The organism is Micromonospora sp. CB01531 (assembly GCF_001905095.1).
GTDB lineage: Bacteria > Actinomycetota > Actinomycetes > Mycobacteriales > Micromonosporaceae > Micromonospora.
Window position 1 is genome coordinate 92,266 of sequence record NZ_LWLS01000068.1, and the last position, 10,297, is coordinate 102,562.

Genomic DNA, 10,297 nt, shown 5'->3' on the forward strand with positions numbered 1-10,297 from the left:
ATGAAAGTGCAGGCACCCGAAGGACGTGAGGCCCCGCCGACACCGTCCGACATCAGCTTCACTCCGGCCCGCCCACTGCCGACGACCGCCTACCTCACCGCGGCAGCCATCCTCGCCCTCCTGGCCGCGACGCTCTGCTACCAGCTCACCGCCATCCTCGTCACCGGATCCACCACCCGGCTCCTGCTCGGTGCCGTGCTTCCGATCGCCGCGCTCGGCTGGCCCCTGTCGCTGGCCTACCGACGTAGCCGCCAATCCCAGCAGGACTGGACCGCCCGCCGCTACGTCGAGGCCCGCACGGGGGCAGCCAGCTCCCGCAACGCCGCCATCACCTCCCTCGGACTCAGCGGCTGCGTGGCCATCGTGGCCGTACTCGCCCTGATGGTCTTCACCAACGACGGGGCGGTGCAGAAGACCTTCTTCAACGGCGAGTACATGACGCGGAGCTTCTTCGACATCCTGCGCGCACTCTGGATCAACGTGCAGATCGCGCTCGGCGCCCAGATCCTCGCCATGGTCTTCGGGCTCGTGCTCGCCATCGGCCGGCAGCTCCCCGGCCGGGGCTTCCGCCCGGTCAGGGCCCTGTCCATCGCCTACATCGACGTGTTCCGCGGCATTCCGTCCGTCGTCCTGATCTACCTCGTCTGCTACGGGCTCCCGCTCACCGAGGTGCCGTTCCTCAGCGGCGGCTCCCTGATCGTCTACGCGATCGTGGCGCTTGCCATGACCTACAGCGCCTACAACGCGGAGCTGTACCGAGCCGGGATCGAGTCGATCAACCCGGGCCAGAGCTCAGCCGCCCTGTCCATGGGCCTCACCCAGACAGACGTCATGCGATTCGTCATCCTGCCGCAGATGGCCCGCAACATCGCCGCACCGATGCTCAGCACCTTCATCGGCCTGCAGAAGGACACCGCGCTGGTGATCGTCGTCGGCATCATCGACGCGTTCAGCCAGGCCAAGATCTACTCGGCGAACGACTTCAACCTCTCCGCGGTGACCGCCGTCTGCATCGTCTTCGTCCTCATCACCATCCCGCAGACCCGGTTCGTCGACTACCTGCTCGCCCGCAGCGGCGCCAGGAAGACAGGGGTGTGAGCCATGTCGAGAGCGTTCATCGAGTTCGACACGGTGACCAAGCGGTACGGCGACCTCACCGTGCTGGACAAGGTCGACCTCACCGTCGACCGACACGAAGTGGTGACCCTGATCGGCGCCTCCGGCTCCGGAAAGTCGACACTGCTGCGCTGCGTCAACGGGCTGGAGAACATCCAGGGCGGGCAGATCCTCCTCAACGGCGACGTCGTATCCGGCGAAGGCGTCGACCTCGTCGCCCTTCGCCGTCGCGTCGGGATCGTCTTCCAGAGCTACAACCTGTTCCCGCACATGACCGTGCTGCGCAACTGCACCCTCACCCCGGTCCGCGCCGGCGTGGCGACCAGGGCCGAGGCCGAACGCAACGCCCGGGTCATGCTCGAACGCGTCGGCCTCAAGGACAAGGCCGACGCCTACCCCGACCAACTCTCCGGCGGGCAGCAGCAACGCGTCGCCATCGCCCGGGCGATGCTCATGCGTCCGCAGGCCCTGCTGCTGGACGAGATCACCTCGGCCCTCGATCCCGAGCTCGTGATCGAGGTCCTGAACCTGGTCCGGGAACTCGCCTCCGACGGCATCACCATGATGATGACGACCCACGAGATGCCCTTCGCCCGCGAGATCTCCTCGAAGGTCTGCTTCCTGCACCAGGGCACGATCCTCGAGCAGGGCCCGCCCGAGCAGATCTTCGACTCACCCTCCACTCCCGAGCTCCGGTCGTTCCTCCGGAAGATCCACGAAGCCGGCCGGGACTAGCGCCACCCCTCCCTGAGAACGGATCAAGGACATCACCTGATGAGCAAGACGTACGACACCAAGCAGTTCTTCACCTACCTCGGGTACCCGAGCGGCGACCAGCCCTACTGGTGCAAGGACCTGCGTAGCCTCTCCGTCTACTGCCGCGGCGACCGGGCCAACCTCGAGGCCCTTCTCGAGCCCACCCCGTTCGAACTCGCCGACGACCGATTCGTCGTACAGATCGCCGACTTCGGCAACGCCACCCCGGGAGCCTTCTACGACTCGGGCGTCGTCATCCCCGTCCGCTACCGCAACCACCGCGGGGTGAACTACTTCTTCGAGTACGAGGACCAGCCCTGGAGCGTCGCCTTCGGCCGGGAGGTCTGGGGCTACCCCAAGCAGTACGCCGACATCACCCTGACCGACACCGCCGAATCCGTCTCCGGCACCGTCCACCGCTCCGGCAAGCTGATCTTCGGCATCTCGATGACTCCCCAGCAGGGGTACGACAACGCGGCCTGGGCAGACATGTCCACGTACCCGCACCTCCAGGTCCACGCCCTTCCCGAGGCCAACGGACCAGGCTTCCGAGTCTTCGAGATCATCTCGCGGGACACATCCAGCGACTTCGTCCTGAACCGGAAGAGCTTCGGCCCCGCGAACGTCGAACTCACCGACACGCTCTCGGTCAACGGCGTCGAACTGAAGGTGGTGGAGGTTCTCGGCGGCGAATTCTCCGTCGGGGACTACGCCTGCACCGTGGCGAACGGGATCTCGACGGTGATCGACGACCTCCTCGGCAATCCGCCCAGTGTCGAGGAAGCCGAGCGGCCGTAGCCGTCCGATAGCTTGCCAGAAAACGGGGCCGCTCCGCACACGCTGCGGAGAATGTGGGGGAGGAGCAGCATGTTGTCGGAGTATGTCGGAAAGGGCGCGCTCGTCGGCGTCGACCAGACGGGTAACGCCCTGCTGAGCGAATCGGCCTACGCCCGACTGTGCTCCCGACTCGTCCGCGCCGAGATCATGCCCGGGGACAAACTCGTCGAGAGTGCACTGCGGGCGGATCTCGGCCTCGGCCTTTCCCCGGTACGGGAGGCGATCCGACGGCTGGAGTTCGAAAAGCTGGTCGTCATCTACCCGCGCAGCGGCACCTACGCCACCGAGATCGCCCTCAAGGACTCCCGCTCGGTCATGGAACTGAGACTGGAACTGGAATCCCTCGCCACGATGCTGGCCTGCAGCCGCGGCTCGAAAGCCGAGAAGGAACAACTCGTCGCGCTCGCCGAGGAACAAGCGCAGACCACCGACCTGCAACGATGCATCGACCTGGATGCCGCATTCCACGAGAGCATCTACCGGATGAGCCGCAACGAATACCTCGTCGCGACCGCCCGGGTGTCCTTCAACCTGGCTCTACGGCAGTGGTACTTCTGCTCCAAGGTGGTCACCACCCCCGACTGGACCGGCGTGGACCACCGCTCCATGGCGGCAGCCGTGGCCGCCGAGGACGTCGCCACCGCCACCGAGCAGATGCGTGAGCACGTGCGCCACGACTCCCAGCAGGTCTTCGAAATCCTCACCAACTACGGCCTGTAGCCGCCTCGCCAGCCGTTCACGGGCCGCCAGAAAGGACCCTGTCAGTGACATCGGCCCCCCTGAGCTCTCTATTCACCCTGGACGGCGCACGAGCCCTGGTCACCGGCGCCCACGGCGGTCTCGGCCGCGCACAGGCCCTTGCGCTCGGGCAGGCCGGCGCCGAGATCATCGCAACGGACCTGACCACCGACCGCGCGGAACAGGCGTGCGCCTACCTCGAACATCAGGGCCTCCAGGCGACTCCGCTGCCGCTGGACGTCACCTCGGTCGACAGCATCGACGCCGCGTTCGACGACCTTGAGCGGCGGCGCACCGTCCCGGACGTGGTCGTGAACAACGCCGGCGTATCACTGCGCAACACCGCGCTGGACGCGACCACGGACCAGTTCGACCTGACCCTGACGGTGAACCTACGCGGCACGTACTTCGTGGCCCAGCGCGCCGCGCGGGCCATGCGCCAACGCGGCGGGGGCCGGATCATCAACCTCTCCTCCATCGGCGGCCTCGTCGTCGACGGTGAGAAGTCTTCGGTGTACGACGCGTCGAAGGCGGCCGTGGTGCAGTTGACGAAGAACCTCGCCTACGAGTGGGGCAGGTACGGGATCCGCGTGAACTCCATCGCGCCGGGCTACATGCGAACCGAGATGACCGCCGATCTCCTGCCCACGAAGGCTGTCGAGGATGAACTGGTGACCAGGCACATACCCCTCGGACGAGTCGGCGAACCGGCGGACCTCGCGGGCGCCGTCGTTTTCCTCGCCTCGGACGCCTCCGCGTATGTCACGGGCCACACGCTCACCGTGGATGGTGGCTGGGTCGTCGCCATGTAGATGATCCCCTCGGCCGCACTGAACTGCCCGCCAGCCCGTCAGTCCTATTTGCCACCCGCAGCCCAGCCGGCCAACGCCACTTCGACGCTGCTGGCCATGGCCGACCCCGAACGGTTCCGACGTACTGCTCGGGGGTGAGCCCACATACCAGCAGCCGCATCGACTACGCCGTCAGCCCGGACGGCACGAGGTGGTGGAGACGTCGGCTACCCGTACGAGCACCACTCGTACCGGCTGCCGGACCTCGCCGACGCGACCGTCTATCCCAGCGGCGTGTATCCGCAGGACGCCGCCTGGTCCGGGGGCGGCTCCACCGTCGCCATCGGCCGCGCCTCGACCGCCACCGGTGACGCCGATGTCTACCTCTACGGCAAGGGCAGCACGGTCCCGACGTACGCGGTCGACTTCCGCAGTGGGGACAGCCTCTGGGAGGGCACGCTGTTGGTCAACCAGGCCGGCACCCGAGCCTGGGCGGTCACCTCAACCGACCCCTACCAGGAAACTCAGCTGCTGCATTCCTTCGGGCCGGCGCACCCACCGACACCACCGGTCACCGACCTGGCTGTCACCGCCCAGGTCGGGACCGGCAAGGACAAGCAGACCGCGCAGCTCACCGTGACCTGGAGCTCGCCGATCGGCGACGACCACTACTGGTGGATCACCGCGTCGACCAACGGCGGCGCCGAGCACATCGCCGACGGCTTGATCACGGCGATGGTCATACGGCGCGGCGCTCGGAGCAGAGGCCGACCCCAGGTTGTCAGCCACGGCACGTTGGTCATGCGACGGGCCGTCATCGGGCCCACGCCCGAGGCGCTCCGCCCGGCAGGGCCCACAGTTGTGCGCCGGCGATCCGCGGTGCTGGGGACACTGCCGAGCCCGGACGTCGGCTGGTGCGGCGATGCCGCTTCGCGGGCGCGCGCGTTTTTGGTTATGGATGGTTAAGGACGGTTCGTCGGACGTGTGCGTCCGGTCGTTCGGACGTGTACGTCCGGCCGTCTGGACGTGTACGTCCGGCCGGTGGATAACCGGGGGGACGTGGACGTCCTCCCGGTTATCCACAGGATTGTGGACGTCGTCCCGGTTATCCACAGGGTTGTGGACGTCGGTGGGGCGGCCGGGTTGCGGTTCGGCGGACGGGTCGAGGCTTGCGGGAAGCGGGCGGCGGCGGTGCGTCGCGAGGTCCCAGGTGACGGGCCGGCGGTCCGCGGGCAGGGACGCTGTGTGGCGTTGGTCGCCGCGGCGGATGAGGCCGAGGCGTTCCAACTCGTCCAGGTCGCGGCGTACGGATCGTACGGTCTTGCGGGCGTAGTGGGCGAGGCGTTCCTGGGAGGGGAAAGCGGCGCGCCCGGCGGCGTCGGCGTGGTTGGCCAGGCCGATGAGGACGGCGAGGCACTGCGGTGGGACGTCCGGGGCGTAGCTGAGCGCCCAGGAGACAGCTTCAATACTCATGGCGGGGTGGAATCTCCGATGTTTGTCGGTGGTCACACCATCCGCCGATGGCAGGCGGAGGCAGGACGGACACGATCGACGCTCACCTCTGCCCAAAGGTCAAGTCATCGGTGCCGGGAGGGCGCGGCAGCGCTTGGATGTTCCCGTCCTCCGAACGCACCGCCGCGCCGTCTGGCCCGCGAGGATCTGCTCCACCGGCCGGCCCAAATGGGCCGACCGTTGGAGCAGCGGTCAGCGTTGCGCTAGGCAGTCGCCGTCGGTGATCGATTCATCGCCGGGGCGGGTCGGCGCGTAGATGGGTGCGGGGCTCGTCGCCTGAACTCGCCGAATTGCCGCCGAGCCGGCCGGATCGGGTGCGGTGCGAGGTCATCCGGCCTGCTGAGGCTGGTCTCGGTCGGGTTCGGCTGGCACGGTTGCTGTACTGCTGGCGTCGACCGCTCGCCCCGTGTGGTCCAGCCGAGGAAGCGGCAGTGCAACACGCCGGCCGGCGTCCAGGGCATGTCTTCGGCGGCCTGGACGAGATAGCTGCCGAGGTAGAGGGCCAGCGACACCGGAGCATCGGCGTACTCCGCCCGTAGCTCCCGCTTCCGGGTCGGGCAGGGCCAGGGCAGGTCGCAGCCTCCGCAGCTCCAGATCGGCATGACCGGGCCGTGGGTGGTCACCGCACATCCTCCAGGAAGCGAGCGGTGATCGTCCGGGCCTGCCGGCTGGTTGCCCAATCCACCTGCCAGCACGGGTACGGAGTCAGCCGCGACCACCAGGCGCGGCAGCCGACGCACATGCCATCGAGCCCGCGGACGTGAACCGCGAGGATGGCCCGCTCCTGACCGTCGTTCACTGCTCCCCCTCCGTCGGCCAGTGGCCACGATTGATCGGAATCCGGTGCCGGGCGTGACACGGCAACTCGGCGCCGCACCGGCAGACCCGCCTCCACTGCCGCCAGCACCAGACCGGCCGGTGTCGTCGCGCGAGGGTCATCGCTGCGGCGAGCAGGTACTCCTCGTACGAGACACGCCGCACCAGATCTCCCCCTCGTGCATGGCTGATGGCACGGCGGCCGGGCCTTGGCTGGTCATCCGGCCGCCGCACCTGCCAACTCACCGTACATACGTAGGACTGTAGATACAATAACCTGTAGAACTGTTGGACACGTAGCGTCACATTCGTGATCGACCCCAGCGCGGATCGCGCAGTGTTTCGGCAGCTCGCCGACCTACTGCGGAACCTGATCACGTCCGGCGACCTCGCGCCCGGCGCGTCGCTGCCCAGCGAGCTGCGACTGGCTCAGGAGTATGGACTGAGCCGGACAAGCGTCCGGCAGGCCATCTCCCTCCTCCGGTCGGAAGGGCTCGTGATCGTCCAACCTCCGCGTGGCACCTTCGTCCGCAGCATGGAACCGACCGAGACGGTGACCCTACTCAAGGGCGACACCGCCTCCGCCAGGATGCCCACCCCTGCCGAACGCAAGGAGCTGGACATCGGCGAAGGCGTCCCCGTCCTGGTGGTCTTCCGCGCCGACGGCTCCCGCGAGCTATTCGCCGCCGACCGCATCCGCGTCGGCCGCTGATCTGCGCATTACAAGTCGGCTGCCCGCCGCTGGTCCACCGGCTGATCCTCGCGCCCGACCTGGCGTCCCGGTCCGTCATCGTCCGCCGACGATCGCTGGTTCGGCTGCTTGTGTGGCTGCTCGGCCTTCAGCCGCAGGTGATGCTCATTGAGCACGTCAATCGCCTCTTGCAGGCTGCAACCGAGCTGTTCGCGGATCAAGGCGAGTGCTTGAATGTTCCGCCCGGCCCGGACCAGCTCGTCGAGATCCCGGTTGTCCACCCGACCAGGATCCCCGACGCCATGTCGCCCGAACAGACCGCCGGCTGGCTGACGCCTCGATTACAAGCTCTGTGCAGCACGTCCGTCCTTGTCCGGGGGCGCTCGCTAGCTCGGAGTACTGTCCGTCTCCGCACTCGCTGGTGCGCCGCCGTTTGGTGCGGTTGCTGTCGGCGTTGCTGTCGACGGTTCCCGCCGGCCTGCTCCGTAGGCGGGTCTGGGAGCCCTGGGGCCTGTGCCAGGCGCTACTTGAAGTAATGCCACCCGCCGCCGTCTGTCACTCGGGCCTCTGAGTCGAAACCTACGTCGACACGCTCAGAATCCGGCCAACCCTCTTGAGCGAAACAAGCGACGACCGTGTCACGCATACGTTCGATCTCTGCCAGCAGTTCCGGGTCGTACCGGTAGTCGGCGCGGTCCTTGCTCGGGAAGTACCAGGCTGGCAAACGGGACGGGGAACCGGCGAGCAAGACCCAGACGACGAGGTGCTTACGGTCGATGTCGACAGCTCCGTACCAGAACACGGACGAGAAGAGATCGGTACCGCCGCGAGCAAGCTCCCGCCGCGCTCGCTTCACAGCGCGGTCGCACTGTCGCTTCGGCGTCCGTGCGAGGAGAGACACGGCCACATCGTCGCAGAGGTCGAACAACAGCGCAGGGGCGCCAGCAGCTCGCAATGGCCCGTCACGAGGACCTGCGGACGAGCAGGCGGCCCCGTCCCGGCCGAGTCGACATACAAACGGTTTAGGAAGTGTGGACACGGCCGGAAGTCGCATGGCGTTCACCCGGATTGACCTGCGTCGCCATGCCGGCCGCCACGGCCAGATGCTGACCGCCGTTGACCCTCGGGTCCCATCCGAACGGGCACGCAACGGGCACGACCTACCGGCCGCCATGGAGAGCTCGCTGGAAGCCAGCGGCGATCTGGGCGAGGTGCTCGCCGTACTCTGGCTCGCCCGGCTCGTAGTCGGCCTCCCGGTCGTCCCGGAATGGCTCCAGCCAGCGATGGCACTCATGCCGCCGCTCCTGCTGAGCAGCGTGGATCGCGCGGAGAATGATCGGCCGGTAGACCAATTGCGCTCGCCAGCCGCCCACATACTTCGCCTTGATGTGCGCGGTCACCGGTCGGCGCCGGCGGTGGGCGTACCCGATCACGGTGAGCGTCTCGTATCCCAGCCCAGCGAAGCCGCCGACCACGTAGAGCTTCGCTCCGGCGGGAAAGATCTTCTGGCTGCGGAAGTCCGCCTGCGGCCCATCAGAACTGTACGGGTACGGCAGCAGGTTGCCCACAATGCACCACTCCGGGCTCCACGTCTCCTCAACCACGGCAGGACACTACCGAAGGGTTGGCCAGCCAGTCAGCGTCGCGTCCGTTGACCTCCTCCGACTAGATGCGGCCACGGCTGGCGGGCGGAGCGTCAGATTGGAAGAGCGTGCTCATCGGGCGGTGATGCCCGAAACGCCTGCGGCCGGCGGCAGAGCCGGATGCCGCTCGTGCCCGCTCATGACCGCTGCGCGCCACAGTTATTGGCCCATGGATGGCCCGTCATGGCCACCGACTTGCATGCGTCCCTGCGACAGCAGACCACCCGTCATTCCGAGTCATCGACCCAATCCATGCTCGGGTCCTCGTCGTCGGGCGACGTCGCGATCACCTGGTCCCACGCGTTGACGATGGCTGCGGCCTGCCGCTCGCTACAGGCCAAACCACTGAGCAGGACGTTGTTCTGATAGTCGAGGATCTCGAAGCGCCATCGATCGAGTTCCGGCCGGCGTTCCAGCGTTGCGCAGAAGTGGCCGGAAAGATCGCTGGGGAACACCTCGTCTGCCACGTACCGCTCCTCTGCCTCAAAGCCCATCTCCGCCGTGAGTCCGCACATCGTGGAACGGGCCTGCTCCCCGGTGTCAACACAACGACCCACCGTGTTGACACCGGGGAGCAGGTCTGTTCGGCTCCGCCCGGACTCACGGTGGAGGTGGGCGGCCCCATCTCTGTCGAAGATCCCCGCCGGCGGCATCGGTTCCGGTCCTTGGCGCAGTCTGCAATCGGCCGGCGCGCCGGCCGATGCCGGCGCTTGCGCCGCCAGCAGGCCGAGCGCGGCCGGCGCGGCCCGCTTGCGGGCCGCCTTGATCCTCAAGAGGCCAATTCGGCAACGCGACGCGGTCAGGCCCTGTCGTGTGCCGGCTGATGCATGACACTCGCGTCCCACCTGATGCCCGTCCGCCGCCGGTAGCGCATCGCTGAAGAGCGTTCGGCACCGTGACGGCGAGGCCTCTGGTCAGTCGACGATCCCAGACGGGCCGACGTAGCCGGATCCGCTTCCTGGGAGCAGGATAATGATCATCTGTAGGGCGAGGATAGCGACGCTTACGCCGACGAGCATCCATCGCGCTCTGGCGTTGTGCCTGAGCCGCGTGAAGGCGAGGACAAGCGCGACGACGGTGCCAAGTCCTGGACAGACCAGGATGCTGGAAGCGGCCACGGCGATGGACCATGCTGTGATCTCACGGTGGGAGACGGGCCTGTTCGTCGCGGAGCTGTCCATCGCTACGTCCCTCCGTCGGAAGTGACAGTAGATGTTGCCAGAGGGATAGATGTTGGCGTGCATGTAGTGCGCCGTCGCGCATCACCTACAGGAACCGCGTCGCCCATCAGTTGGCGGGTCACAGGAGCATGCGGCTATTCGACGGTCTCGCCGTGCTCGGCGTAGGCGGTCCGATGCTCGGCCCTAGCCTCGGTCTTTCATTTGGGCGGCGGTTCA

At 67.4% G+C, this 10,297-nt stretch carries 13 protein-coding genes and 2 pseudogenes; 7 read left to right on the forward strand and 8 right to left on the reverse strand.

All coding sequences use genetic code 11. The features are described from left to right. From A6A27_RS17610 to A6A27_RS45960, 6 genes are all read left to right on the forward strand, one after another. Complete coding sequence (locus A6A27_RS17610) at positions 1-1,098, forward strand: amino acid ABC transporter permease (protein ID WP_073835699.1); 1,098 nt, start codon at positions 1-3, stop codon at positions 1,096-1,098. Between the two features lie 3 nt (positions 1,099-1,101). Next, positions 1,102-1,851: an amino acid ABC transporter ATP-binding protein gene (locus A6A27_RS17615; protein WP_073835700.1), complete on the forward strand. Its 750-nt coding sequence runs from the start codon at positions 1,102-1,104 to the stop codon at positions 1,849-1,851. 39 nt (positions 1,852-1,890) lie between these two features. Then, complete coding sequence (locus tag A6A27_RS17620; RefSeq protein WP_073835701.1) at positions 1,891-2,670, forward strand: acetoacetate decarboxylase family protein; 780 nt, start codon at positions 1,891-1,893, stop codon at positions 2,668-2,670. A 69-nt stretch (positions 2,671-2,739) separates the two neighbouring features. Next, positions 2,740-3,429, forward strand: coding sequence for a GntR family transcriptional regulator (locus A6A27_RS17625; protein WP_073835702.1), 690 nt, complete (start codon positions 2,740-2,742; stop codon positions 3,427-3,429). A 44-nt stretch (positions 3,430-3,473) separates the two neighbouring features. Further along, positions 3,474-4,259 carry an SDR family NAD(P)-dependent oxidoreductase gene (locus A6A27_RS17630; RefSeq protein ID WP_158074000.1) on the forward strand — a complete coding sequence of 262 codons (786 nt, stop codon included), beginning with the start codon at positions 3,474-3,476 and terminating at the stop codon, positions 4,257-4,259. A 273-nt stretch (positions 4,260-4,532) separates the two neighbouring features. Beyond that, the gene (locus tag A6A27_RS45960; protein ID WP_241825311.1) at positions 4,533-5,204 is read left to right on the forward strand and encodes a hypothetical protein; all 672 of its coding nucleotides are present in this window, start codon (positions 4,533-4,535) and stop codon (positions 5,202-5,204) included. A gap of 312 nt (positions 5,205-5,516) precedes the next feature. Here the strand turns inward: A6A27_RS45960 and A6A27_RS47530 are convergent. The 3 genes and pseudogenes from A6A27_RS47530 to A6A27_RS47155 form a co-directional block, all read right to left on the reverse strand. Beyond that, positions 5,517-5,711, reverse strand: a pseudogene (locus A6A27_RS47530) (helix-turn-helix domain-containing protein); the annotation flags it as partial. 242 nt (positions 5,712-5,953) lie between these two features. Then, positions 5,954-6,373, reverse strand: coding sequence for a hypothetical protein (locus A6A27_RS17640; RefSeq protein WP_241825312.1), 420 nt, complete (start codon positions 6,371-6,373; stop codon positions 5,954-5,956). Next, positions 6,370-6,687: pseudogene (locus tag A6A27_RS47155) on the reverse strand (hypothetical protein); the annotation flags it as partial. The pseudogene A6A27_RS47155 and the gene A6A27_RS17640, both read right to left, overlap by 4 nt. A gap of 189 nt (positions 6,688-6,876) precedes the next feature. Here A6A27_RS47155 and A6A27_RS17650 point away from each other — a divergent pair. Then, positions 6,877-7,278 (forward strand): GntR family transcriptional regulator, encoded by a 402-nt coding sequence (locus tag A6A27_RS17650; RefSeq protein ID WP_073835704.1) that lies wholly within the window; start codon positions 6,877-6,879, stop codon positions 7,276-7,278. Between the two features lie 8 nt (positions 7,279-7,286). On the opposite strand, the gene A6A27_RS17655 is transcribed toward A6A27_RS17650, so the two are convergent. The 5 genes from A6A27_RS17655 to A6A27_RS43215 all read right to left on the reverse strand — a co-directional run bounded on the left by A6A27_RS17655 (position 7,287) and on the right by A6A27_RS43215 (position 10,144). Then, on the reverse strand, positions 7,287-7,538 hold the full coding sequence (locus A6A27_RS17655; protein WP_073835705.1) for a hypothetical protein: 252 nt from the start codon (positions 7,536-7,538) through the stop codon (positions 7,287-7,289). Positions 7,539-7,780: 242 nt separating this feature from the next. Continuing rightward, positions 7,781-8,158, reverse strand: a complete 378-nt coding sequence (locus A6A27_RS17660) for a hypothetical protein (protein WP_143194043.1) — start codon at positions 8,156-8,158, stop codon at positions 7,781-7,783. Positions 8,159-8,417: 259 nt separating this feature from the next. After that, the gene (locus A6A27_RS17665) at positions 8,418-8,861 is read right to left on the reverse strand and encodes a hypothetical protein (RefSeq protein WP_143194044.1); all 444 of its coding nucleotides are present in this window, start codon (positions 8,859-8,861) and stop codon (positions 8,418-8,420) included. 266 nt (positions 8,862-9,127) lie between these two features. Beyond that, a complete protein-coding gene (locus tag A6A27_RS17670) occupies positions 9,128-9,673 on the reverse strand; it encodes a hypothetical protein (RefSeq protein WP_143194045.1) in 546 nt (181 codons plus the stop codon). 141 nt (positions 9,674-9,814) lie between these two features. After that, on the reverse strand, positions 9,815-10,144 hold the full coding sequence (locus A6A27_RS43215) for a hypothetical protein (protein WP_143194046.1): 330 nt from the start codon (positions 10,142-10,144) through the stop codon (positions 9,815-9,817). Between the last annotated feature and the right edge of the window lie 153 nt (positions 10,145-10,297).

Bases quoted from the DNA above. Each gene is read 5' to 3' on its own strand.
- A6A27_RS17615 (WP_073835700.1), top strand. From the start codon at position 1,102: ATGTCGAGAGCGTTCATCGAGTTCGACACGGTGACCAAGCGGTACGGC.
- A6A27_RS17620 (WP_073835701.1), top strand. From the start codon at position 1,891: ATGAGCAAGACGTACGACACCAAGCAGTTCTTCACCTACCTCGGGTAC.
- A6A27_RS17610 (WP_073835699.1), top strand. From the start codon at position 1: ATGAAAGTGCAGGCACCCGAAGGACGTGAGGCCCCGCCGACACCGTCC.
- A6A27_RS17625 (WP_073835702.1), top strand. From the start codon at position 2,740: ATGTTGTCGGAGTATGTCGGAAAGGGCGCGCTCGTCGGCGTCGACCAG.
- A6A27_RS43215 (WP_143194046.1), bottom strand. From the start codon at position 10,144: ATGCACGCCAACATCTATCCCTCTGGCAACATCTACTGTCACTTCCGA.